Genomic DNA, 24,249 nt, shown 5'->3' on the forward strand with positions numbered 1-24,249 from the left:
GTGGCTGCACCGCTTCGCGGACCGCGTCGCAGCCGAAAGCGTCAGGCGCGTCCGCGGCGCCGTTCGCGGCGGGCTTCGCTGGTCTCGGCGACGTTGACCGTCGCCTGCTTGTTGCGCATCGGGCCGATGCGTTCGACGATCTGCTCGACGGTCGGGCGATCCGACCTGGTGTGCGCATCGAGCGCCTTGCGCATGGCGGCAAGGTGCTGGAACGAGGTACCGCAGCAGCCGCCGACGATCTTGGCGCCGGCATCGACGGCCAGGCGCACATAATCGGCCATCAGCTCGGGCGTGCCCGAATAGTAGATCTCGGCACCGCGAAATTCGGGGATGCCGCAATTGCCCTTGACGATCACCGTTGCCTCGGGCTTCGCCTCGGTCATGTCGAGCAGCGAAGCGAGAATATCGGAGGCGCCGACACCGCAATTTGCGCCGACACCGAGCGGCGTCTGCGACAGGCCGTCGACGACACCGTGGATGTCCTTCGGCAGCAGCCCCATCATGGTGCGGCCGGCGGTGTCGAAGGAGCCGGTATAGGTATAGGGCAAGCCGACGCGGATGGCGGCTTCGGCGGCGGCACGGATCTCGTCCGGCGCCGACATGGTTTCGATCCAGGCGACTTCGGCGCCGCCGGCCTTCAGGCCCTCGATCTGCTCGGCAAAGGCCTCGACCGCCTCGTCATAGGTCATGGCGCCGAGCGGCACCAGCAATTCGCCGGTCGGGCCGACTGAGCCGGCCACGATCACCTTGCGGCCGGCCTTGCCGGCGACGGCGCTTGCGATCTCGGCGGCGCGCTTGTTCAGTGCGTGGACGCGGTCCTGCGCATGGTGCAGCTTGAGCCGATGGCGGGTCCCGCCAAAAGAGTTGGTCAGGATGATGTCGGCGCCGGCATCGACAAAGTTCTGGTGCAGGCTGGTGATGGTGTCGGGCGCGGTCTCGTTCAAGAGCTCAGGAGCCTCTCCGGCCTCAAGGCCCATCGCGAACAGATTGGTACCGGTGGCGCCATCGGCGAGCAGGACGCCCTTTTCGGCAAGCAGAGCGTCGATCGGATTGGTCATGTGAAATACGCCTTCCCGGAAGAATAACTGAGATAAGGATATAAAGAATTCTTTATGTGCCGTCAATGTCGACACGGAGAGCAACCGGTCAAAATCGCATCTCCGCCAGCTTTCGTGTGAAGCTGGCCGCTTCATGCGCGTTGACGTCCGCGGCACGGATCAGATTGTCGAAATGGCTGGTCAGGATGCGGATCGGCTGCGTGGCGTTCAGCACCAGATACATGTCGCCGACGTAAATGGCTGCGCGATAGGGCCCGAAGATGGTGTACGGGATCGAATAGCGCATCCGCCCGTCATAGAGAAACAGGCGGAAGGTGGGATAGAGGTCGTCGAGTAGCGTCGCCATGTGCAGGAGCTGCTGGTGGCGGTCGGCCTCCGGAAAGCGGTCCCACACGCCCAGCCCGCGCGCGAAGATCTCCAGCGTGTGGCGCGGCATACAGACTTCCATGTCGGTTTCGGGCCGTCGGTTGTAGTCGATGCGGTACTGCGTTTCGCCGGCCTGTGCCTCGCGGCTCTTGTTGGCGATGACGGCTTCATAGTCGACAAGCGCCTCGGTGCGCAGAAGATCGGGAATGCCGGCCGGGACGTAGCGGATTTTAGTTCCCGCCGCCTCGGCATGCCAGCGAGCCAGCAGCGTGCGGTCGAAGCCGTCCGGCGCCTCCTCGATCTCAAGGCTCTCGCGGATTTCACCGGTGACGCCCTCGTCCTGGCTGAGGCCGAGCAGCCAGTCGAGCGAGACTTTGAATTCGGCGGCGATGTTGAGCAGCGTTTCGGCGCGGGGAAGGCGGGTCGAGGCGCCGGAGAGCAGCTGCGACAGCGCCGAACGGTCGATGCCAACCGCGGCGGCGAAGGCCGACTGGTTCAGATCGGACCTTGTCAAGAGCATTTTCAGGCGCTCGCGAAAGATCGTCGACAGGTCGCGCTTGTCCAAATCGCCACCCCACCCGATAGGAGGAAAAATTTGCGCTGAAGCCGCGAACGCGGAGCTTCAGGCGTAAATGAATCCGGTGCGTTGTTTACAATGCATAACATATGCAGCTGAAAATGCGCAATCGCAACAGTTTGTGCGCTTTATCGCGTTGCAGCAATGCAACGCTCCTGACACAATGCTGTCAGGAATCAAACGGGTTCCGGCGACTGGAAGGCAGTGGTCGATAGCATGACGAGCATGGGCAACAGGCGACATGGCGCGGCGACCATCGAATGGCCGACGGTGTTTCTCGCACTTTTCTGCTACGGCGGCTGGCTCGCTACCGGCTTTCTGCTCTGGCCATCCTACCCGCTGTTGGCGCTCGCCCTTCTGGCCCTGATTGCGGCGCTGCAATCCTCGCTGATGCACGAGGCCCTGCACGGCCACCCAACCCGGAACGCGCGGCTCAACGAAGCCGTTGTGTTCCTGCCGATTGGCCTTGTCTGGCCGTTTCGCCGGTTCAAGACCATTCATCTGCGCCACCATGCAGACGAGCGCCTGACCGATCCGCTCGACGATCCCGAAAGCTATTACAAGGCGCTCTGGCAGCACGAAGAGCTGCCGTCGGCTATGAAGTTCCTGCTGAAGGTCAACAACACGATGCTCGGGCGTTTGGTGCTCGGTCCGTGGCTCTCCTGCATCGGCTTCTTCATCGACGACGCCAGGCAGGTTGCCGCGGGCGACAATTCCATCTGCAAGGCATGGCTGCTGCATGCGATCGGCCTCGCCGTAGTGTTGCCTGTCGTGCAGTTCGGCTTCGGCATGCCGTTGTGGCTCTACATACTGGTGCCGGTGTGGCTTGGGCAGTCGCTGATTTCGATCCGCACCTACGCCGAGCATCAATGGTCTGAACATCCGGAAGGCCGCACGATCATCGTCGAGCGCTCGCCGCTGTCCTTCCTGTTCCTCAACAACAATCTGCATTTCGTCCATCACAAGAGCCCGACGGTGGCCTGGTACAGGCTGCCGAAGCTGTTTCGCGACCGCCGCGACGAGTGGCTGCGGATGAACAATGGCTACGCCTATCCGAACTATTTCGCGCTGCTCAAGGCCTATGCCTTCAAGGCGAAGGAACCGATCGTCCATCCCGTGCTGCGGCGCATGCCGGAACCAGGACGCGCGTTCAAGCCGCGCGTCAGGGCACGCAGCCTCAATGGGCTTGGCAGCGCACCGGTACCCGCCGAGCCGCCGAAGGAATGATCCTCGCGGCATTGCAGGCGCTGCCGCGCGGGCAACGCTTTCCTGACCTTGTCAATTTCCCTGCATAACGGTCAAATCCCGGCATGAGCGAATTCATTGCGGCTTTGCCGATGTACGACTGGCCGGAAGCGCGGGACGAGGTCGACGCAGAATGGGCGCGGCTGCGCGATGCTTTCAGACAAAAAGGCATCGATGCGCCGGAGACGATTATCCGCCGCAATGGCGATTTGCCCCCGGTGCCTGGCGGTATTCGCGACGATAAGGGAAAACTCATCGCGCCCGATCCGGCGACATTGCCGCTGGACGAACTGGATTTTCACCGGCTCTGGCTGCACCCGGCGCTGCTCTTTGCGCAAACCTGCTGGGGACCGATGGAACTCGGCCTGTCGCAGCGTGTCCACCTCGTCGGCCAGCCGCGCTACGACGCCTTTGAGGGCGGACAGGGCGAACTCTATTCGAGCGCCATCGTCATGAGGGCGGGCGAGGCACCGCCGGCAAGGTCGCCGGCCGACGGCGGCGCCGTCATTCCGCTCGATCAGCTTCGCGGCAAACGTTTCACCTTCAACAGCCTCGATTCCATGTCGGGCATCATCGCGCCGACACGCGACCTGCAAGCACTGGGCGAGAGTTTGGATATCTTTTCCGCGCTGAGCGAAAGCTGGGGGCACCGCGCTTCGATTGTTGCTGTTGCCGAGGGCAGGGCCGACGTCGCGGCGATCGACTGCGAGAGCTGGGCGCTGGCGCAGCGTTTCGAGCCTGCAGCGCAGAAGATGACGGTCGTCGGCTGGACAAGGCGGCGCAAAGGATTGCCGTTCATCACGGCCAGCAGGACGCCGGAAACGATCGTCGCCATGATGCGCGAGGCGATCGAGGCGCTCACATAAAGCGCGTCGCGTCCGGTCGGCCTCATGCGACGCTTTAAATTCTTGTTTTACGCATGTCGTTATCGCAAAACCGCTGCACACTTTTGCGCGACATGCATTAGGTTCGCTCAGCCCCCAAGCAGCCGATTGTCGAGCGGATAGGTCGAAAGCTTCTCGTTGCCGGTGTCGGTGATCAGGATCTGTTCCTCGATCTTGACGCCTTCGTAGGCGCCAAGCCTGCCGATGTAGCTCTCGACGCACAGCACCATGCCTGACACAAGCACGCCGTCCGGCGTGTCGTCGGTCCAGTCGCCGGCATGCGGCAATGTCGGGTATTCGTCGGCCAGGCCGACGCCGTGATAGAGCACCCCGTAGCGCGCCGGGAAGCAGTCTCCCGGCGGCACCGACGAGCCCTCGACGAGATCGCGGAAGGATATGCCCGGCCGCATCAGTTCGGTGTTGTGGGCGATCTGGTCGGCAGCGATCTGAAACAGGTCACGCTGTTCCTGCGACGGCGGCGCGTCACCGCAAAGCCAGGTGCGCGACAGGTCGGCGCAGAAGCCGTAAGGACCGATCAGGTCGGTGTCGAAGGCGACGAGATCGCCGGCCTCGATCGTCCGCGACGAACACTCCTGGAACCACGGATTGGTGCGCGGACCCGACGACAGGAGCCGGGTTTCGATCCATTCGCCGCCGCGCGCGATGTTGCCGCGATGGAGTTCGGCCCACAATTCGTTCTCGGAAATACCAGGTCTCAGCGCCTGCTCCATCTCGCCCATCGCCGCCTCGCAAGCGACGATCGCCCGGCGCATGGCAAGGATCTCGTCGGGCGATTTGATCAGCCGCGCATTTTCCATCACCGCCTCGCCATTGCCGGTCGAAATGCCGAGACGGGCGAGTTCCTCGATGCCCTCGGGATTGATGTGATCGACCGCGATACGGCGATTGCCGCCGCCATGTTCCAGTACCAGCTCGGCGATGCCGGCTGCCCAGCGGCGGACTTTTTGCCCGGTCAACTCGCCGCTGTAGAGATACGCCCACGACACCGCCGGCCGCACCTCGTCGACGACGCCGGAATGGTCGGAAAGGTGCTCACAGGAAAAATAGTCGAACAGTACCACCGGCCCATCGGTGGCGACGAAACAATGCCTGGTCGGATTGTGCGCGACCCAGAGCTGCATGTTGGTCGCATCGGTCGCGTAGCGGATGTTGACCGGATCGTAGAGCAGGGCTCCCGCATAGTCGCGGCGCTTCAGCTCGGCGCGGATGCGCTCGAGCCGGTATCGGCGCATGGCGGGCAAGTCAGGAGCGTCAATACCCGCCGCCTGCCACTCGGCTTCCGCCAGCGCACCATAGCCCAGCAGATGCTGGTTGAGTTCAGCGGCCTTCAGGCGCGATTTTTTGCGCAGCGCATCGATCGAGTCCTCCGGCTCGAACGGCATGATCTTGCGATGATGACGGGGCCGGTCAGTCGGATTCCTGTCCACCCTCGACTCCTTCGCCAGCGCCTTCCTTGGGCGCCATGGCTCCTTCCATTCTCTTCAGTCGGACGAATGCGCCGGGCCGGGCGGACTTGTCGGTGCCACGCAACAGCGGAACCATGATTTGCCGCGGTTGGCCGTCCGGCTCATAGCCGGCCGCTTTGAGCTGGTCCAAAATGACCGGCCGCGGATCGTCGTGATCAAGCCAGACGAGTACGGCCTGCCCCCGCATCAGCGTTTCGAAATTAGGCACTTCCTGGTCAAGTGCGACCAGTTTTTCGTCGACCAGCCGCAGGTTGCCGACCCATGCACCGTCGGATATTGCAGTTTTCACCGGTCCGTCCGCGGTCAGTTGGCGATAGAGGGCCGGGTAATCCAAGCGGATCATGCGGGAGAGGCCACTGGTCCCGTTTATCTGGACGTACCAAGTGGCGGGCGCGAGCAACACGGCGATGATCGCTCCAGCCGCGATCACCAGGAGCTGCGCATTCCTGCCGCGCGGCGCCAGCCGTTCCATAGTGGCGACGATGGCCAGCGGCAACATGAACAGGACCGGCAGCAGCCAGCGGTCCTTGACAACCGTCACGCCGGTGGCCAGCACAAGTATTGCCAGCATAGCCAAGCCGAGCGCCAAGCTACGCCACAACAGAATTTCCCTGGCCGGACGTTTCGGGTGCCGCTCGGAGAAACGGAACTTCGCCACCCCGAAGGCCAGCGCGGAAACGAGCACCGGCAAGACCGCGAAATTGAAGGTCCCCATGACAAACTTGCCGGCGCCGACAAAGGCCGCCGCGATGCGCCCTTGTTGCGGGTCTATTCCGAACTTCTCGCCTCTCGACAATAAATCGGCGGGATGCATGAGGCTCCAATAGGTGGTTGGTGCCAGCACCAATATCGCGACCGCTATGCTGATTGCGAACTTTGGATCAAGGATGGCGCTGCGCAATTCGCGCAGCGACAGCGCTGCCGCAACAAGGGCCACCACGAGGAAGACATCGTTATACTTGGCAAGAATTGCCGCCGCCGTGGCCAGGCCAAACGCCGCATAGGCAATCATGCTACGCCGCTCGAGAAGATAGGCCATGGTGAGCAGGAGCAGCGAGCAGAAGCCGACGACGGCGACGGAATGCGACAAAGCGCGCTGCGATTCCCAGACGACCTGCGGGATCGTAAACAGGCCGAACATGGCCGCCGCCGCTGTCGCCTTGGTGTAGCCGAACCGCCGCATGGCGGCGAACACGCTGCAGGCGGCGAGGAACAGCACTGAGTATTTGACGAGCTTCAGCGTGAAGATACTGGTGCCGAAAACATGCGCGGCCAGCCAATTGATCCAGGTGTAGAGAGGTGGTTGCGAGCCGCCATATCCAGCCCAGAGATACGGTACATAGATCAGCTGCTCCGCATCGTCGATGCCGACGCCGGTTCCCGCCCAAGAGCTCAACAGGGACAGTATGATGGTCTGCAAGGCAAAATAAGCCGCGACCATGACGATCGCCGCCGGGAAGGGGCCGATCCGTCCCTCGGCCAGCCACTCGGCCCATTTCATGTCGTACTTCAAGGAAGTCTCATCGCCCCTGCCGGCACAGTTGCCGGCTGGGCTAGCATGAAGAGCGTGCTCCGCACAATGCGACCGGCTGGCTGCACCTACGTTCGCATCTTTTCGCCACTCGGATCGAAGGGCGGCTCGACGTTGATGCGCGCCGACCGCCGGTGTCCAAGGATCTCGATCTCGAACAGCCCGGCGCTCTCGTTTTCGGCAAGCACTGCCGGTACGTAGCCTTGCGCCATCGACTTCTCGACATAATGCGCATAGCCGCCGGAGGTGACCCAGCCGACCACGCGCCAGTTGCCGTCGACAATACCGCGCACGGCAGACGCGCCTTCAGCGGCGTTCGAGCCGCGCACTTCCTTGCCGCCCGCGTCGAAGCGCGGCGCGCCATAGCCATGCGGCTTTTCTACCGTGCCGAAATCCTTGTCGCCGACCTTGGCCCAGATCGGCTCGTCGCCCATGACGTCGGCATCCGCAGCATCGACGATAAAGGAAACGCGGCGCAGCTTCGGCCCTGCCGCCTGTTCCTTGGCCGCTGCCTCGCGGCCGATGAAATCGTTCTTCTCCAGCTTGATAAAGCGGTCCATCGAACCTTCGAACGGTCCGTAGATCGGACGTAGCTCGCGGAACCAGGTCGGAAAGTTCTTTTCAAGCCGCATCGAGAGCAGGGCGCGCATGCCGAAATCAACAAGTCCGAACTCTTCGCCGGCCTCCTTGATCGCCTTGTAGACCAGACGCTGATAGGCCGGCGCCATCCAGATCTCATAGCCGAGATCGCCGGTGTAGGTGATGCGGTTGACCATGCAGGGCGCGCCGCCGACCGCCATCTCGCGGAAATCCATGAAGCGGAAGGCCTTGGTCGAGATGTCGACGTCGACCAGTTTCTGCAGCAGGTCGCGCGATTTCGGCCCGGCGATGGAGAGGCCAACCAGCGTCTGGTCGAAGCGGTGGATGCGCACCTCCGACGCCCTTGGACCGTCCTTCGGCAGATGCTTCTCGAACCAGCGCATGTGATATTTTTGCGCGGCCGAAGAACCCCAGATCATGAAGCGTTCTTCGCCCGCCTTGGCGATGGTGAAGTCGCCGATCAGTCTGCCGAACTCGTTCAGCATCGGCGTCAGCACGATGCGGCCGGTCTTCGGCATGCGGTTGGTCATCAGCCGGTTGAGGAAATCCTCGGCCCCAGGTCCGGAGACTTCGTATTTGGCGAAGTTGGCGATCTCGGTGACGCCGACCCTCTCGCGGGTGGCGCACACTTCCTCGCCGATCGCGCCGAAATCATTCGAGCGGTGGAAGGACACGATGTCCTTCGGCTCCGAGCCTTTCGGCGCGAACCAGAGCGGGGTTTCGAGACCCCAGCTGTCGCCCATGACGGCGTTGTTGGCGAGCATGGTGTCGTAAAGCGGGGTCGTCTGCGCCGGTCTTGCCGCCGGCAATTCCTCGTTGGGAAAGCGGATGGAGAAACGGCGCGAATAATTTTCGCGCACCTTTGCGTTGGTATAGCGCAGCGTTGCCCATTCGCCGAAGCGCGCAACGTCCATGCCCCAGACGTCGAAGCCGGGGTCGCCATGGACCATCCAGTTCGACAGCGCCAAGCCGACGCCGCCGCCTTGGCTGAAGCCGGCCATGACGGCGCAGGCGCACCAGAAATTGGTCAGGCCCTGCACAGGGCCAACGAGCGGGTTGCCGTCGAGCGCGAAGGTGAAGGGGCCGTTGATGATCTGCTTGATGCCGGCTTTCTCGATGCCGGGAAAATGCTTGAAGCCGATCTCGAGCGACGGCGCGATGCGGTCGATGTCGGGCTGCAGCAGCTCGTGGCCGAAATCCCATGGCGTGTTGACCGGCGACCACGGCTTGCAGGCTTTTTCATAGGTGCCGAGCAGGATGCCGTNAGGATGCCGTTGCGTTCCTGGCGGGTGTAGATCTCGCCCTTGAAATCCAGCACGCCGATCATCTCGCGCCCAGTCGACTTGTTGAATTCCTCGACTTCCGGCATCGGCTCGGTCAGGAGATACATGTGCTCCATCGCCAGCACCGGCAGCTCGACGCCGACCATGCGACCGATCTCGCGCGCCCACAGGCCGCCGCAGTTGACGACATGCTCGGCTTTGATCGTGCCTTGCTCGGTGACGACGTTCCAGGTGCCGTCGACCTCCTGCGTCAGTTCGACGACGCGGTTGCGCAGCACGATCTCGGCGCCGAGCTTCCGGGCGGCTTTGGCATAGGCGTGGGTGGTGCCGGAAGGGTCGAGGTGGCCCTCGACTGGGTCCCACATAGCGCCGACGAAATTCGTCTCGTCCATCAGCGGGAACATCGCCTTGGCTTCGGACGGCGTGATCAGTTCGGTGTCCATGCCGAGATAGCGGCCCTTGGCATGGGCGAGGCGAAGGAAGTCCATGCGCTCGGGCGTGTCGGCCATCATGACGCCGCCGGTCAGGTGCAGCGAGCAGGATTGGCCGGAAATCTCCTCGATCTCCTTGTAAAGCTGCACCGTATAGGCCTGCAGCTTGGCGACATTGGGATCGCCGTTCAGCGTATGAAAGCCGCCCGCCGCATGCCAGGACGAGCCGGAGGTGAGCTCCGAACGCTCGATCAGCATGATGTCGGTCCAGCCGGCCTTGGCCAGATGATAGAGCACCGAGCAGCCAACGACGCCGCCGCCGATAACAACCGCTTTTGCATGAGATTTCATGAAGATAGTTCCGTTTTTGAAGAGATTGAATCGAGTGAGCGGGGCGCGAAAACAAAGCGGAGATCGAATACAGCGATGTTTTCGGCCAGCCTGCCATCAAGCGCGGCAAGAATGGTTTCACAGACGGAAGTACGATGTTTCAGGACGTCATGGCTCCAAAGACGCAGGATCGAGTAGTCTTGGGCGCGCATGAAATCATCGCGGCGGCGGTCATATGAACTGCCGGCGTGCTGTTGTCCGTCGACTTCAACAACAAGCCATTTTTCGCGGCAGACAAAGTCTGCAAAAAAGGCGCCGATGGAGAACTGACGCGTAAAGCGATAGCCGCCAAGCTTGCGCGCCTTTAGTTCAGGCCAAAGCAGTGCTTCGGCCTGATTGCCTGCTTGCCGCAGGCTACGCGCTCGCTGGGTTGTGCCTGTTTTGCGGCGGCTGCGCGTTTCATGAACGGCTTCCCCCACTCCGTCGCCGCTTCGGGGCGCCACCTCTCCCCCCTCCGGGGGGAAAGGAAGGGCGCCAACTGGAATCGTTTCGCGCCCTTCCTCTACCCCGTCGATCGGGGGAGAGGTGTCGAGCGAAGCTCGACGGAGTGGGGGTCGACTACTCATCAGATGATCAGAAATCGGTCGGGGCGCCGCCTTCGGCCCGGCGCTTGTCGACGAAAGCATTGAGCTCCTCGCGGATCGCCGGGTCCATATAAGGCTCTTCATAGGAGGCCAGCCGCTCCTTCCAGACGCGATTGGCTTTTTCGAGCGCCGTCGGCGACCCGGCCTCCGCCCAACTCTCGAAATTGCGCCAGTCCGAAATGATAGGCGCATAGAAGGCGGTCTTGTAGCGGTCCTGCGTGTGCTGGGTGCCGAAGAAATGGCCGCCGGGGCCGACCGACTGGATGGCGTCGAAACCGAGCGCCTCGTCGGAAAGATCGAGCGGCGTCAGGAACTCGGCGACCATCTGCAACAGGTCTATATCGAGGATGGTCTTTTCGTAGGAGCAGCGCAGGCCGCCTTCGAGCCAGCCGGCGGCATGCATCATCAGATTGCCGCCGCCCTGGATGGCACCCCACAGCGAGAACACGCTTTCATAGGCAGCTTGCGCGTCGATCGTGTTGGCGGCGCAGGTGTTGGAGGTGCGGTAGGGGATGTTGTAGCGGCGGGCGAGCTGCCCGCCGACCAGCTGCGCCTTCATATATTCCGGCGTCCCGAAGGCCGGCGCGCCGGACTTCATGTCGACATTCGAGGTGAAGCCGCCGTAGCCGACAGGAGCGCCCTTGCGCACCATCTGCGCGAAGGCGATGCCGGACAGCGCCTCGGCATTCTGTTGCACCAGCGCGCCGGCAATCGTCACCGGTGCCATGGCGCCGGACAGGGTGAACGGCGTCACGACGACCACCTGACCCTTGCTCGACATCTGGATGATGCCTTCCATCATCGGCACGTCGAGCTTGAGCGGCGAATTGGTGTTGATGATGGTGAATACCGACGGCTCTGCGAGCAGTTGCTCGTGGCTAATGCCACGTGCGATCCTGGTGATCTCGATGCCGTCGACGTTGCGCTCCTTGCCGAGCGAATAGATGTGGAACATTTTGTCGGTCAGCGTGGCGAGGTCACGGATGCATTCGAGGTGTCGCACGGACGGATGGATGTCGATCGGCTCGACCGGATAACCGCCCGTGCAATTCAATATGTTGTGCATCTGCGCAAGCTTGAGAAAGTTGCGGTAGTCCTGCTGGTTGCCCGGCCGGCGGCCGCGGTCGACGTCGGAGCAATTGGGTGCCGACGCCATCATCGAGATGATCAGATTATCGCCACCGAAGCGCACATTATGCGCCGGGTTGCGGGCGTGGATGGTGAATTCCGGCGGGCAGTGCGCAACCAGTTCCAGGATCATGTCGCTGTCGAAGCGCACCCGCTCGCTGCCTTCGCGGACATCGGCGCCATGCGCCTTCATGATGCGCCGGGCTTCGTCATGCAGCACGTCGACGCCGATTTCCCGCAGCACCCGCAGAGAGGCGAGGTGGATGGATTCCAGCTCGTCGTCGGAAACCAGCCGGGTCGGCGTCAGCGGGTTCTTCAACTGGCGAAACGGCGGCTGCTCGAACACCGCCGATCCGCCGGCACGCTTCCCCGCGCGGCCGCCGCGACGGGCGCGGTCGTTTGCCAGTGCCGGTTCGGCGGGCTGAAGGGCGGCGGTCATGATAGTCCTCGTACGCTGCGGCAATGCGGCGGCATAATGGACTGCCGGCCGTCCGGCCATTGCGGAGGCGGCGACCACTAGGACGAGGGAAGCGACATGCCCTGGGGGCAGCCGGCGGGATCGTCAGCCTCTTGATCGCGTTCCGGCTGGCGCAAGCGGTTTTCGGTGCCGGTGCTTACTGCGACGGAACCGAAACGCTAATCCTGCATCATGGACCGGGCGGAACAGAACAGCGGCGAGGCAGTGCAATGGGCGGCGATCACCGGCGTGATCGCGACTGTCTCGGTGTTCGCCATTGCGCAAGGGCTGAGCTACCCGCTGTTGAGCTTCATCCTGCAGCGCCAGGGCGTCTCGCCGGCCATGATCGGCCTGTCGGCGGCAATGACGCCGATCGGCTTCATCGTCTCCTCGCCGTTGGTTCCAGCGCTGGCGCGCCGTTTCGGGGCCGGGCGCACCACGCTTACTTGCGCGGCACTTTCCGCGCTGGTGCTGGCGCTGATCGGCTGGACGCAAAATGTCTATCTGTGGTTTCCGCTGCGCTTTTTGATCGGTGGGGTCACCAACCCGCTCTACGTGCTGAGCGAAGTCTGGGTCATTGCACTGGCGCCGCCAGCACGCCGCGGCCGCGTCATGGGCATCTATTCGACGATCATTTCGGCGGGCTTTGCGGCGGGGCCGCTGTGCCTGCTTGCGGTCGGCACCGTGGGATGGCCGCCGTTTCTGGTCGGCATCGGCGCATTCCTGTTTTGCGGCGCCTGCCTTGCCTCGGTGCTGGCACGGCTGCCGAGGGTCGACGAGAGCGGGCACCGGGTTTCGGTGCTGGGATTCGTGCCGCAGGCGTGGCTGCTGTTGTCGGCGGTCGTGGTGGCCGCCGGTTTCGAACAGGCAGTGCTCGCCTTGCTGCCGGTCTACGGAACGCATTACGGCATCGCCGAAGCGCGCATGTCGGCGCTGCTGTCGGTGATGATCGCCGGCAACATCGCTATGCAGGTGCCGCTCGGCCTGTTGGCGGAACGACTGACGGCGCGGCTGGTGCGGTTCATCTGTGTGGCGGTGACGGTGCTCGGATGCGTGCTGTTGCCGGTTCTCATCGAGACGCCGCTCATATGGCCATGCGTCAGATCGGAAGAGCGTCGTGTAGGGANCGAGCTCGGCGAGCGGTTCACCGGCTCGGCGCTGGTCGCCGGCAACGCCGCCTTTTCGCTGATGTGGGGCGTCGGCGGCATCGCCGTGCCGCCGCTGGCGGGCGGCGCCATGGATGTTGTTGGCGCAGGCGGCCTGCCGCTCACGCTTGGCGCCATTTGCCTGGCGCTGGGGCTTGTAACGGTCATTCGAAGGCGGATGGTGTGAATGCCTGAAGTCGCCGTTCTGACGCAATGACTTGAATATTAGCGGCCCCGTGTCGATCTTGGCGATGCCGACGCCCGACTCAACCGGAGACCTCATGACCAAATTGAACAGCCAGGCCCAACCGGATCCGGCGGCCGAAGATCCCTTCCTCTGGCTGGAGGGCAGGACTGACCAGCGAGCGCTCGACTGGGTTCATCGCCAGAATGAAATCACTGTCGCCGAATTGCAGGGTGACCCGTCCTACCAGGCAACGTTCCAGACCGCGCTCGACCTGATGACGGCCGAGGATAACATCGCCGTCGGGGCCGCTATCAACGGCCATGTCTATAATTTCTGGCAGGACCGCACGAACGTACTCGGCCTCTGGCGGCGCACCACCGTCGCGTCCTACAAGACCGACAAGCCGGATTGGCAGACGATCATTGACTTCGACAGTCTGGCGGCGGAAGAGGGGGTGAAATGGGTGTTCAGCGGCGCCAGCCGGCTTTACCCCGATTTCAGCCGCTGCCTGCTCAGCCTGTCGCCGGATGGCGGCGATGCCAGCGAGATGCGCGAATTCGATATCGAAAGCAGGTCCTTCGTCGAGGGTGGCTTTCGTGCTCCCGCCTCGAAATCGAACTTCAGCTGGCTGGACGAGGACACGGTCATCGTTTCCGCCGCCTTCGAGGAGGACGACAAGACCCAGTCCGGCTATCCGCGCGTGGTCAAGCTCTGGCGGCGCGGCACGCCACTGGAAGCGGCGATGCCGATCTTCGAGGCGCTGAAGCAGGATCTCGCCGCCGGCGGATCCGTCGAATTCGACGGTGACAGGCGCCACGTCTTCTTGGCCCGGACGCTCGACTTCTTCGCCTCGCACAGTTTCCTGCGGCTGCCTTCTGGCGAGAACCGGCGCATCCCGTTGCCGGACGACGTCACCGATACGGCGCTGTTCAAGGGCCAGCTTGTCTTCGGCGTGCGTACCCCGTGGACGGCGCCGGACGGCACGCTGTGCAAGCCCGACGGGCTCTATTCACTCGATTTCGAGCGCTGGATCGAAACCGGTCTGTTCGGATCCATCGATATCGTGCTCGAGCCGGCGCACCGTGTCTCGATCGCCGGCATCGCCCGCACGCAGGCCCGGCTGTTCATCAATTTGATGCACAATGTGCGCGGCAAGGTCATCGCCGGCGAGCGCAGCGACAGCGGCTGGGAGTTCAAGCCCGTTGCATTGCCCGAAAACGGCAATGTCGGCATCAGCCATGCCGAGCATTTCGGCTCCAGCGTCTCCTTCTCCTTCACCGATTTCCTGACGCCGAGCTCGATCATCTGGTCGGACGATAATGCCGCGGCGCTGGCAACGGTGAAGTCGCAGCCGGCGCGCTTCGATGCGTCGTCCCTGGTCTCCGAACAGTTCGAGGCGCGCTCGAAGGACGGCACGATGATCCCGTACTTCGTCGTCAGGCGGCGCGACCAGGACGGGCCGGTGCCGACATTGCTTTACGGCTATGGCGGCTTCGAAGTGCCGCTGCTGCCCGGCTATGCCGGCGTGCGCGGCAGGCTGTGGCTGGAGAAGGGCAATGCCTATGTGCAGGCCAACATCCGCGGCGGCGGCGAGTTCGGCCCGAACTGGCACCAGGCGGCGCTCAAGGCCAATCGCCAGAATGCATTCGACGATTTCGCAGCGGTGGCGCAAGATCTGGTCAAACGCGGCATCGCCACACCGGCCACGCTGGGCATCCAGGGCGGTTCGAACGGGGGCTTGCTGACTGGCGTCTCGCTGACGCAACGCCCGGAATTGTTCGGCGCGGTGATCATCGACGTGCCGCTGCTCGACATGCTGCGTTACACCGAGCTGCCGCCCGGCGCGTCATGGATGGCCGAGTATGGCGATCCGGCGAAGCCGGAAGAGGCAGCCTGGCTCGCCTCCTATTCGCCCTACCAGCATGTAGACACGGATGCAGCCTATCCGCCGGTACTGCTGACGACCTCGACTGCCGACGACCGCGTCCATCCCGGCCATGCCCGCAAGATGGCGGCGCGGCTGCAGGCGGCGGGCCATGGCAAGACGCTGTTCTTCGAAGAGACCGAGGGCGGGCATGGCGGGCGCGGCGATCGGCGGCCGCAGGCCGCACAGGCGGCGATGAAGTACGTCTTCCTGCAGCGGGCCCTGACTGGCACCAATTGACCGACATCGCTTGACCGGTACGGCTTGAACTGAGGGCTGGAGGCAGCCTAAGGTACATGCATGGCTAGGCTGGCGAAATCGGGGTGCGCATTTGGGGTGGCGGTGACGCCGTCGCCGCGCACGCTTCGCGCCGAGCTGTTGCGGCTGTGCGCCCGTATCGGCTATTCGCCGCCCGCTGTCCTCTAACGAATCCGCCCCGGCGCGAAAGCTGCCGGATTGGTTCAAGAGGAAAGACCAGACATGACCTACCAGAATTATTCGCTGAAGCAGCTTCAGCAGATTGATGCCGCGCATCACCTTCATCCGTTCACCGACCACAAGGAGATGCGCGAGACCGGCTCGCGCATTATCACCCACGCCAACGGGCCGTTCATCTACGATTCCGAAGGGATGGAAATCCTCGACGGCATGGCCGGGCTGTGGTGTGTCAATGTCGGCTATGGCCGCGACGAGCTGGCCGACGCCGCCTACGCCCAGATGAAGGAATTGCCCTACTACAACTCCTTCTTCAAATGCTCGACGCCGACGCCGATTCTACTCGCCAAGAAGCTGGCGGAGATCGCGCCGAAGCATATCAACCAGATGTTCTATGGCTCATCCGGTTCGGAGGCCAACGACACGGCGCTGCGTGTTGTTCGCCACTACTGGGTGCTGGAAGGCCGGCCCGAGAAGAACCGCATCATCTCGCGCAAGATGGGCTACCACGGCTCGACCATCGCCGGCGCCTCGCTCGGCGGCATGGATCTCATGCACAAGCAGCTCGGCGGCGCCGTGCCCAACATCGTCCACGTGATGATGCCCTATGCGTACGAGCTCGCACTGCCCGGCGAAAGCGACCATGATTTCGGCCTGCGCGCGGCAAAAGCGGTCGAGGACGCGATCCTCGAAGCTGGCGCCGATAAGGTCGCCGCCTTCATCGGCGAGCCGGTGATGGGGGCAGGCGGGGTGAAGATCCCGCCGATGAGCTACTGGCCGGAGGTGCAGCGCATTTGCCGCAAATACGATGTCCTGCTGATGCTGGACGAGGTTATCACCGGCTATGGCCGCACCGGCGAGTGGTTCGCCGCACAAGCCTTCGATGTCGAGCCCGACACCATCACCACGGCCAAGGCGCTGACCTCCGGCTATCAGCCGCTGTCGGCGCTGCTTGTCGGCGACCGCATCGCGGCGACGCTGGTCGAAAAGGGCGGCGAATTCTATCACGGCTACACCTATGCCGGGCATCCGGTGGCCTGCGCGGTGGCACTGAAGAACCTCGAGATCATCGAGCGCGAGGGCCTGGTCGAGCGCGTCAGGAACGACACCGGGCCTTACTTCGCCAGGGCGCTGCAGGAACGTTTCGGTGGGCATGATCTGGTTGGCGAGGTGCGCTCGTTCGGGCTGATGGGGGCGATCGAGATCGTCAAGGACAAGGTGACCAAGGAGCGCTTCCTGCCGGCCGGCAGCGCGGCGGTGATGGTTCGCGACCACGCCCTTGCCCAAGGCATGATGCTGCGCGCCACCGGCGACACGATGATCCTGTCGCCGCCGCTGATCTGGACGCGCGAGACGATCGACATGGCCTGCGACCGCATCGCCAGGGCGCTCGACCTGGCCGAAGCAGATTTGCGCAAGCGGTAAGATGGAACGATCGCCGGGCGTCCGGTAATCGGGCGCCCGGAGTTTGAATGCCGCTTTATGGCGAAGAGTTCGCCAGGCGAGGCTGTTGGCAGTATCGACGACCACGCGTGATCACTGGCCCGCCTTGACACCGATGACGTGCCCCTTCGCGTCAGTGACCAACATCCCTTTCGATTGGTCCAAGATCACAACAATGTTGCCGAAAGGATCGCGGACACGGGCGCACCGCCCGACCGCGATCTCGAATGGCGGTTGCACAGCCTCACCGCCGGCGGCCAAGAATTCCTCAAACGCGTCGTCCACGTTATCGACCAGGATGTCGGTCTCGGGACCGATATGAAGATGGACAACCAGCTCCGCATCGGTTTCAGGCAGCGCAAAGCCGGCGGCTTCATCGTCCCGCCAAACGAGCGCATGACCGAGACGATCCCCATAGAACGATACGGCTGCATCGAGGTCGCTCACCCGCAATAGATGATTATCGAGCTTGCGGAATAATGGTCTTTTTCGAGGCTCGTGCGCCATTGCGGGACCTCAATATGTGAAGAGATTCGTGCGGCCGTATAGCCTCTAATGAAATAGTCTTCGCGACTATGTCTGCAACTGGGTTGCCTTCAAGCTTTCGAGCCCGCTCGGTGGAAATGGTAGCGAGCCGAAATTCATGTGGGGGTCGTGAGCGGAAATTCAAACTGAGACAGCACCGAAGGGCCGCATCAGCGACGCGGCAATCGGAATATAGCTCCGACGACATGGCGAAAACGCAAAAACCGCGCTCCATCGGAACGCGGCTTTGCCAGATACGCATGGTGCTTCGCCAACAATACACTTGCGAAACTTACGGCGAAACTTACGGGCTCCGGTACGCGAGACCTGATCCGGAGCGCCGGGCGGATGTCCGCCTCGCAATCCGTTTTAAACGCACATCGTTACTGCAGGGTTAGCAAGAGCTTAAGCAAACCTAAATTTGCCGACTTTCCGCTTTGGGCAGATCGAAAACTATGAAATTTGACCTTACGCAGGGTCACCGCGCAGGAAATTGATGATGCCGGAAAAATCCGCGCCGGCATCGCCTTGTGCGTTGAACAGCGCATAAAGCTGGGCTGCCTCGGCGCCGAGCGGCGTTGCCGCACCGACGCTCTGTGCGGCCTCCTGCGACAGTTTCAGGTCCTTCAGCATCAGTGCCGCTGCAAACCCGGGCTTATAGCCATTGTTGGCGGGCGATGTCGGCACAGGGCCGGGCACCGGGCAGTAAGTGGTCAGCGACCAGCACTGGCCGGACGAGGTCGAGGCGACGTCGAACAGCGCCTGGTGCGACAGGCCGAGCTTTTCCGCCAGCACGAAGGCCTCGGCAACGCCGATCATCGAAATGCCCAAAATCATGTTGTTGCAGATCTTCGCCGCCTGCCCGGCGCCGTCGTCGCCGCAATGAACGATGCGGCCGGCCATTGGCTTGAGGATCGGTTCGGCCTTGGCGAAGGCGTCCTTCGAACCGCCGGCCATGAAGGTCAGCGTGCCGGCCGCCGCACCGCCCGTCCCGCCGGAGACCGGCGCGTCGATCGTCAGCAATCCGTGCTTGGCCGCGGTGGCATGGGCCTTTCGCGCCGACTCGACGTCGATGGTCGAGGAATCGATGAACAACGCGCCTTTTTTCGCCTTGGCCGCGATGTCTGCGTAAACCGACAGCACATGCTTGCCGGCCGGCAGCATGGTGATGACCGCATCGGCATCCTTTACCGCCGCAACGGCATTGGCCATGATGACGACGCCGTGCTCCCTGGCGATGACGAGGTTTTCCGGCACCAGGTCGAAGCCGTGCACGGCATACCCGGCCTTGACCAGGTTGGCGGCCATCGGATTTCCCATATTGCCGAGGCCGATGAAGGCGATGGTGGTCATAATGGCACTCCGCGGTTTGGGTAAGGCAGGCAGTAGGCAGTAGGCAGTAGGCAGTAGGCGACCTATTCGGGCGCAAGTTTGCTAATAAGTTGGCGAAGCATTTTTCCGATGCCCTCGGTCGCTAACAGTACGTGATAAGCTTGGTCATGCGTGGCAAGGCCAATGCGTTCAGCGATCTGAAGGTGTGTCTCGAACTCCTTCAACGATCCTTGGGCTATCCTGAGAAATTGCTGATAGGAGCCTCTGTTGTCTCGACCATAACCTTCCGCGATGTTTGCAGGAATAGAGGTTGCTGAGCGGCGAATTTGGCTGGTCAACCCATACAATTCTTCTTTTGGCCATGCCTTGGTCAAGGAGTAGGTGGTGACGGCCAGATCCATCGCCTGCTGCCATACGATAAGATCCTTGTACGAATTGATCTTGCCGGTCATCTTCCTGCCTACTGCCTACTGCCTACTGCCTACTGCCTACTGCCTACTGCCTACTGCCTACTGCCTACTGCCTTACCGTCCGATCAGCGCGCGAGCGATGATGACGCGCATGATCTCGTTGGTGCCTTCGAGGATCTGGTGGACGCGCAGGTCCCGTACCAGCTTCTCGATGCCGTAATCGTGCAGATAGCCATAGCCGCCATGCAGCTGCAGGGCGTCATTGGCGACGTTGAAGCCGGTGTCGGTGACGAAGCGCTTGGCCATCGCCGACCATTTTCCGGCATCCGGCGCCTTGCGGTCGAGCTTCGAGGCGGCGGTGTAGAGGAAGATGCGTGCTGCCTGCAATTCGGTCTCCATGTCGGCGAGCTTGAACTGCAGCGCCTGGAACTGGTTGATCTTCGAGCCGAAGGCCTTGCGCTCGGCGGTGTAGGCGAGAGCCTTGTCGAGTGCCGATTGCGCGCCGCCGAGCGAACAGGCGGCGATGTTCAAGCGGCCGCCGTCGAGCCCGGCCATGGCGATGCCGAAGCCGGCGCCTTCTGCCGACAAAAGGTTTTCCGCCGGCACCTTGCAGTCCTCGAAGACGACCTGGCGGGTCGACTGCATGTGCCAGCCCATCTTGTGTTCGTTGGCGCCGAAGGAAAGGCCGGGCGCATCGTTCGACACGACGAAGGTGGAAATGCCTTTCGGCCCGTCGGCGCCGGTGCGCGCCATGACGACATAGAGGTCGCTGTCGCCGGCACCGGAGATGAACTGCTTGGCGCCGTTCAGCACATAGTCACTGCCGCTTTTGACCGCGCGCGTCTTCAGCGCCGCCGCATCCGAGCCCGAGCCCGGCTCGGTCAGGCAGTAGCTTGCCAGCCATTCCATCGAGGTCAGTTTGGGCAGGAAGCGCCGGCGCTGCTCGTCGCTGCCGAAGCGGTCGATCATCGATGCTGCCATGTTGTGGATCGAGATGAAGGCGGAAAACGCCGGATCGGCACGCGAAAGCGCCTCGAAGATCAGCACGGCGTCGAGCCGGCCGAGCCCCGAGCCGCCGACATCGTCGCGGACATAGATGCCGCCAAGGCCGAGCGGGCCGGTCTCGCGGATCACGTCGGCGGGGAAATATTTGTTGCGATCCCAGTCGAGTGCGTTCGGCGCCACACGATCGGCGGCGAAGGCCTCGGCCATCTCTTGGATGGCGCGCTGGTCCTCGTTGAGTTCGAACTGGCTGGTGCCCGCATCGACAGCGGCGTCCATGGCGTGCTCCCTGATGTTTCCGGCCTGCTGGCCTGTCGTTTTTGGCTTTGCGCGCCGTCCAATCTAGACCAATGATGCCGCCGCGCAACCCGACCGTCTGCGCAGCCGCTGTGTGCGAATGCGCTTTGGAGCAAAGTGTGACGACAAATTTCGACGAACTGCTTGGACGCTTCCATGCCTATCTCCAGACGTTCGATGATGCGCTGGTGCGCGACGCCGTGGCCCGAATCGGCTGGGACATGCCAAGCCGGCCGCTCGAACCGCATGCACTGCCTTGTCTCGTCCTGCTCGACCGTATCGTCGAACTCGCTCCCGCTGCGGCCAAGCCGCTGGTTCGGCTGGTTGCGGAGCGTCGCGGCGATCTGCACTGGGGCCAGACCTACAGCGAGGCGGATTTCGGCAAGACATTCATCGACAACTACGGCTGGCTGGAGGTATTCGGCACGCGCGGTCATTTCGTCAATGAAGAGGTCGCGGCCGGCCTGCTGATCCTTGGGCCCGACATCGTCTACCCCGATCACCACCATGTCGCGGAGGAGATCTACGTCCCGCTTACCGGCGGCACCGAATGGCGCATGGGCGATGGCGGTTTTCGCCTTCGAGCGGCGGGCGAGGTGATCCACCATGCCTCTGACGTCAGCCACGCCATGCGCACCGGCAAGGAGCCACTGATGGCGCTCTATCTCTGGCGCGGCGGGCCACTGGCAGCCAAGTCGACGATCACCGGAACCGTTGCGCAGGGCAGGGACTGATATGGCCAAGGCGATCATGCTGCAGGGCACGGGTTCGGATGTCGGCAAGACGNGGCCGTTCAAGCCGCAGAACATGTCGAACAACGCGGCTGTCGCCGATATTCCAGGCGTTTCAGGTGGCGGTGAGATCGGCCGCGCCCAATGGCTGCAGGCGATCGCCTGCGGCGTGCCGCCCACCATCCACATGAACCCGGTGCTGCTCAAGCCGCAGACCGATGTCGGCGCTCAAGTCGTCGTGCAGGGCAAGGTGTTCGGCGAGGCGCGGGCGCGCGACTACCAGGCGCTGAAGGGCCGGCTTATGGATGCGGTGCTGGACTCTTGGGCAAAGGTCGGCGAGGGCGCCGATCTGGTCATTGTCGAGGGCGCCGGCTCGCCGGCCGAGATCAATCTCAGGAGCCGTGACATTGCCAATATGGGCTTTGCGACGCGCGCCGGCGTGCCGGTGATCCTGGTCGGCGATATCGATCGCGGCGGCGTCATCGCCTCGATCGCCGGCACCCATCTGATCCTGCCGGACGAGGATCGGCGAATGATCGTCGGCTATCTCATCAATAAGTTCCGTGGCGATGTCTCGCTGTTCGATGACGGCATCGAGGCGATCGAAAAGTTCACCGGCTGGCGCTGTTTTGGCGTCGTGCCGTGGCTGAAGGCGGCGGCGCGGCTGCCGTCGGAGGATTCCGTCGTGCTCGATCGGCTGGCGTCCGGCGAGAAGCGCGCGCTGAAGATCGCCGTGCCGATGCTCTCGCGCATCGCCAATTTCGACGACCTCGACCCGCTCAAGGCCGAACCGCAGGTCGAGGTGGTGTTCGTGCCGCCTGGCCAGCGCTGGCCGCAGGATGCGGGTCTGGTGGTCATTCCCGGCTCGAAGTCGACGATCGGCGATCTCGTGAAATTCCGCGAGAACGGCTGGGACCGCGACCTTGCCGCGCACAGGAAACGCGGTGGCCACATCGTCGGCATTTGCGGCGGCTTCCAGATGCTCGGCCATAGCGTGCGCGATCCAGACGGCATCGAGGGCAGCGTTACCGAGACGCAAGGCCTCGGCCTGCTCAACGTCGAAACGGTGATGGAGCCGGAAAAGACAGTGCGCAATGTCAGCGCGCGCTCGGTGCCGTTCGATCTGCCGCTCGAGGGCTATGAAATCCATCTCGGCCGCACCACCGGTCCGGACACGCTGCGGCCATCCGCCGTTATCAACGGCGTCGATGACGGCGCCATCTCCGCCGACGGCAAGGTGTCAGGCACCTACATGCACGGGCTGTTTTCCGCCGACGCCTTCCGGGCGAAATTCCTCGAAAGCCTCGGCGTCAAGGGCGGCGGCATCGACTACCGCGCCGAGGTCGAACGGGCACTGGACGAGATCGCAGCCGAACTGGAAACCCACCTCGACTGCGACGCGATTTTCGGGCTGGCGCGTTAGCTGGCGGCTTCGTCAGCCTTCGGCCAGTAGGTGCCGAACGACCAGACATTGCCTTCCGGATCGCGGCAGATGAATTCGCGGCTGCCATAGTCGCGATCGGTGAGCTCTTCCAGAATCTCGGCGCCGGCGGTTTTTGCCCGAGCGTATGCCGCGTCGGCGTCAGCGACCGCGACATAGATCGACTTGCCGCCGCCCGAGCCGGGCGCGCCGACCATCTTTCCATAGGCATCGTCGCGGGCCGTGCCGAGCATGATGATCGAGGAGCCGAATGCGAGTTCGGCATGGTGCACCACGTCGCCTTCGCCATAGCGGGTGCGGACGCTGAAGCCGAAGGCCTCGCACAACCAGTCGATCATTTTGCCGGCATTTCTGTAGCGCAGCGCCGGGTAAAGCCGCGGTGCTTCGGTGGTGTTCGGCATGGCTGATCTCCTTCGCTGTGTTGGTCGATCAACCCAGTCTGGGCGAAGGCCGGTCGCGCGTCTTGAAGAAATGTTACCTCACGGCGACAGTCGTCGGCGTGACGCCTGCGAGGTCGCGAAACTCGCGCACCAGATGCGCCTGGTCGGCATAGCCGCAGTCGGCGGCGATGTCGGCCCAATCGCTGTTGGCCTTTCTCGACAGGCAAAGCGCGTGGTTGAAGCGGACGATGCGCGAGAGCGTCTTGGGTCCAACGCCGACCGCGTCCGAAAATTTTCCGGCGAGATGCTTGCGGCTCCAGCCAAGCTTTTCGGCCAGCGTCGAGATGCGGGTCCGACCACTCGTCGAGACGATCGTCTCATAGGCCCAGACAATTTCGGCTTGAGTGCCGTCTGTGGTTGCCAACCGGTCGGCGACGAAGGCCTCGGCGATGGCAAAGCGTGAGCTCCAATCCGGCGCATTGCCAAGCCTTTCGCGAAGCGCGACGCCTCCAACGCCGAGCACGTCATCCAGGCCGACCATGCGATCGGTCAGTTCGCTCATCGGCCGGCCGAAGAAGCGACGAGCGCCGAGCGGGGTGAAATTGATCTGCACACAACAGGCGCCGCCGAAGGATTCGATCACCACCGGCCCGGCGTAGAGGCCGGCGGCAAAACTGGCGAAGCGGTCATTGTCGCCGGGGTCCCTGCCGAGCCCGATGGCAAAGGGTTCGGCAAAGCTGATGACCAGCGGCACGGTCAGCGAGGCATATTCGATGACGCGGAAATGGCCTGGCATGGTTTCGCGAAAGCCGCACATGTCGGTGACGGCGCCTTGAAGCCGATGACTGGGCGCGCGCCGCACCATCTCGAACCGATCGAGCCCTGGGCCGTCGTGGCGGCTGCCGTCTTCGCTGGCGGGCATGTGCTTCCCTCGTCCAGGAATTCTAACAGACCATCCTGCAGAATCAAAAGCGCC

The 24,249-nt window shown here is 63.1% G+C and carries 18 protein-coding genes and 1 pseudogene; 6 read left to right on the top strand and 13 right to left on the bottom strand.

The annotated features are described in order from the left end of the window. Positions 1 to 41: 41 nt before the first annotated feature. Together bmt and X760_RS58440 are read right to left on the bottom strand one after the other, a co-directional pair. Entirely contained in the window at positions 42 to 1,058 is a 1,017-nt protein-coding gene (bmt, locus tag X760_RS58435) for a betaine--homocysteine S-methyltransferase (RefSeq protein ID WP_023719944.1), read from the bottom strand. 88 nt (positions 1,059 to 1,146) lie between these two features. After that, positions 1,147 to 1,989, bottom strand: a complete 843-nt coding sequence (locus X760_RS58440; RefSeq protein ID WP_023719945.1) for a helix-turn-helix transcriptional regulator — start codon at positions 1,987 to 1,989, stop codon at positions 1,147 to 1,149. A 228-nt stretch (positions 1,990 to 2,217) separates the two neighbouring features. On the opposite strand from X760_RS58440, the gene X760_RS58445 reads away from it, so the two are divergent. Next, positions 2,218 to 3,228: a fatty acid desaturase gene (locus X760_RS58445; protein ID WP_031194273.1), complete on the top strand. Its 1,011-nt coding sequence runs from the start codon at positions 2,218 to 2,220 to the stop codon at positions 3,226 to 3,228. An 83-nt stretch (positions 3,229 to 3,311) separates the two neighbouring features. After that, the gene (locus X760_RS58450) at positions 3,312 to 4,112 is read left to right on the top strand and encodes a PhnD/SsuA/transferrin family substrate-binding protein (RefSeq protein WP_023719947.1); all 801 of its coding nucleotides are present in this window, start codon (positions 3,312 to 3,314) and stop codon (positions 4,110 to 4,112) included. Positions 4,113 to 4,219: 107 nt separating this feature from the next. Here X760_RS58450 and X760_RS58455 read toward each other — a convergent pair whose 3' ends face one another. The 5 genes and pseudogenes from X760_RS58455 to X760_RS58475 all read right to left on the bottom strand — a co-directional run bounded on the left by X760_RS58455 (position 4,220) and on the right by X760_RS58475 (position 12,003). Next, positions 4,220 to 5,533 carry a Xaa-Pro peptidase family protein gene (locus tag X760_RS58455; protein ID WP_023719948.1) on the bottom strand — a complete coding sequence of 438 codons (1,314 nt, stop codon included), beginning with the start codon at positions 5,531 to 5,533 and terminating at the stop codon, positions 4,220 to 4,222. A gap of 25 nt (positions 5,534 to 5,558) precedes the next feature. Next, positions 5,559 to 7,130: a glycosyltransferase family 39 protein gene (locus tag X760_RS58460; protein WP_156948096.1), complete on the bottom strand. Its 1,572-nt coding sequence runs from the start codon at positions 7,128 to 7,130 to the stop codon at positions 5,559 to 5,561. Between the two features lie 86 nt (positions 7,131 to 7,216). Next, a pseudogene (locus X760_RS58465) lies at positions 7,217 to 9,813 on the bottom strand (FAD-dependent oxidoreductase). Continuing rightward, positions 9,810 to 10,271: a DUF559 domain-containing protein gene (locus X760_RS58470; protein ID WP_051409687.1), complete on the bottom strand. Its 462-nt coding sequence runs from the start codon at positions 10,269 to 10,271 to the stop codon at positions 9,810 to 9,812. Before X760_RS58470 ends, X760_RS58465 begins: the two are co-directional and overlap by 4 nt. Positions 10,272 to 10,425: 154 nt before the next feature. Continuing rightward, positions 10,426 to 12,003 (bottom strand): trimethylamine methyltransferase family protein, encoded by a 1,578-nt coding sequence (locus tag X760_RS58475; RefSeq protein ID WP_023719951.1) that lies wholly within the window; start codon positions 12,001 to 12,003, stop codon positions 10,426 to 10,428. A gap of 1,444 nt (positions 12,004 to 13,447) precedes the next feature. Between X760_RS58475 and X760_RS58485 the strand changes: the two genes are divergently transcribed. Continuing rightward, positions 13,448 to 15,517 carry a prolyl oligopeptidase family protein gene (locus tag X760_RS58485; RefSeq protein ID WP_023719953.1) on the top strand — a complete coding sequence of 690 codons (2,070 nt, stop codon included), beginning with the start codon at positions 13,448 to 13,450 and terminating at the stop codon, positions 15,515 to 15,517. Positions 15,518 to 15,757: 240 nt separating this feature from the next. Next, on the top strand, positions 15,758 to 17,137 hold the full coding sequence (locus X760_RS58490) for an aspartate aminotransferase family protein (RefSeq protein ID WP_023719955.1): 1,380 nt from the start codon (positions 15,758 to 15,760) through the stop codon (positions 17,135 to 17,137). Positions 17,138 to 17,248: 111 nt separating this feature from the next. Here X760_RS58490 and X760_RS58495 read toward each other — a convergent pair whose 3' ends face one another. From X760_RS58495 to X760_RS58510, 4 genes are all read right to left on the bottom strand, one after another. Next, complete coding sequence (locus tag X760_RS58495; protein WP_156948098.1) at positions 17,249 to 17,662, bottom strand: VOC family protein; 414 nt, start codon at positions 17,660 to 17,662, stop codon at positions 17,249 to 17,251. Between the two features lie 486 nt (positions 17,663 to 18,148). Further along, a complete protein-coding gene (gene mmsB / locus X760_RS58500; protein ID WP_023719957.1) occupies positions 18,149 to 19,033 on the bottom strand; it encodes a 3-hydroxyisobutyrate dehydrogenase in 885 nt (294 codons plus the stop codon). Between the two features lie 62 nt (positions 19,034 to 19,095). Further along, positions 19,096 to 19,464, bottom strand: a complete 369-nt coding sequence (locus X760_RS58505; protein ID WP_023719958.1) for a four helix bundle protein — start codon at positions 19,462 to 19,464, stop codon at positions 19,096 to 19,098. Positions 19,465 to 19,536: 72 nt separating this feature from the next. Beyond that, positions 19,537 to 20,703, bottom strand: coding sequence for an isobutyryl-CoA dehydrogenase (locus X760_RS58510; protein ID WP_023719959.1), 1,167 nt, complete (start codon positions 20,701 to 20,703; stop codon positions 19,537 to 19,539). Between the two features lie 137 nt (positions 20,704 to 20,840). Here X760_RS58510 and X760_RS58515 point away from each other — a divergent pair, with 137 nt between their 5' ends. Then, positions 20,841 to 21,455, top strand: coding sequence for a dimethylsulfonioproprionate lyase family protein (locus X760_RS58515; protein ID WP_023719960.1), 615 nt, complete (start codon positions 20,841 to 20,843; stop codon positions 21,453 to 21,455). Position 21,456: 1 nt separating this feature from the next. Further along, a complete protein-coding gene (locus tag X760_RS58520; protein ID WP_023719961.1) occupies positions 21,457 to 22,875 on the top strand; it encodes a cobyric acid synthase in 1,419 nt (472 codons plus the stop codon). Here X760_RS58520 and X760_RS58525 read toward each other — a convergent pair. After that, positions 22,872 to 23,294, bottom strand: coding sequence for a VOC family protein (locus X760_RS58525; RefSeq protein ID WP_023719962.1), 423 nt, complete (start codon positions 23,292 to 23,294; stop codon positions 22,872 to 22,874). The genes X760_RS58520 and X760_RS58525 overlap by 4 nt on opposite strands. Before the next feature lie 73 nt (positions 23,295 to 23,367). Further along, positions 23,368 to 24,195, bottom strand: a complete 828-nt coding sequence (locus tag X760_RS58530) for an AraC family transcriptional regulator (RefSeq protein WP_031194284.1) — start codon at positions 24,193 to 24,195, stop codon at positions 23,368 to 23,370. Positions 24,196 to 24,249: the final 54 nt, after the last annotated feature.

This window comes from Mesorhizobium sp. LSHC420B00, assembly GCF_000503055.1.
Taxonomy (GTDB): domain Bacteria; phylum Pseudomonadota; class Alphaproteobacteria; order Rhizobiales; family Rhizobiaceae; genus Mesorhizobium.

Excerpts from the sequence above, each read along its gene's own strand:
- X760_RS58495 (WP_156948098.1), bottom strand. The coding sequence starts at position 17,662 with ATGGCGCACGAGCCTCGAAAAAGACCATTATTCCGCAAGCTCGATAAT.
- X760_RS58510 (WP_023719959.1), bottom strand. The coding sequence starts at position 20,703 with ATGGACGCCGCTGTCGATGCGGGCACCAGCCAGTTCGAACTCAACGAG.
- X760_RS58475 (WP_023719951.1), bottom strand. The coding sequence starts at position 12,003 with ATGACCGCCGCCCTTCAGCCCGCCGAACCGGCACTGGCAAACGACCGC.
- X760_RS58525 (WP_023719962.1), bottom strand. The coding sequence starts at position 23,294 with ATGCCGAACACCACCGAAGCACCGCGGCTTTACCCGGCGCTGCGCTAC.
- X760_RS58445 (WP_031194273.1), top strand. The coding sequence starts at position 2,218 with ATGACGAGCATGGGCAACAGGCGACATGGCGCGGCGACCATCGAATGG.
- mmsB (WP_023719957.1), bottom strand. The coding sequence starts at position 19,033 with ATGACCACCATCGCCTTCATCGGCCTCGGCAATATGGGAAATCCGATG.
- X760_RS58530 (WP_031194284.1), bottom strand. The coding sequence starts at position 24,195 with ATGCCCGCCAGCGAAGACGGCAGCCGCCACGACGGCCCAGGGCTCGAT.
- X760_RS58455 (WP_023719948.1), bottom strand. The coding sequence starts at position 5,533 with ATGCCGTTCGAGCCGGAGGACTCGATCGATGCGCTGCGCAAAAAATCG.
- X760_RS58485 (WP_023719953.1), top strand. The coding sequence starts at position 13,448 with ATGACCAAATTGAACAGCCAGGCCCAACCGGATCCGGCGGCCGAAGAT.
- X760_RS58505 (WP_023719958.1), bottom strand. The coding sequence starts at position 19,464 with ATGACCGGCAAGATCAATTCGTACAAGGATCTTATCGTATGGCAGCAG.
- bmt (WP_023719944.1), bottom strand. The coding sequence starts at position 1,058 with ATGACCAATCCGATCGACGCTCTGCTTGCCGAAAAGGGCGTCCTGCTC.
- X760_RS58450 (WP_023719947.1), top strand. The coding sequence starts at position 3,312 with ATGAGCGAATTCATTGCGGCTTTGCCGATGTACGACTGGCCGGAAGCG.
- X760_RS58490 (WP_023719955.1), top strand. The coding sequence starts at position 15,758 with ATGACCTACCAGAATTATTCGCTGAAGCAGCTTCAGCAGATTGATGCC.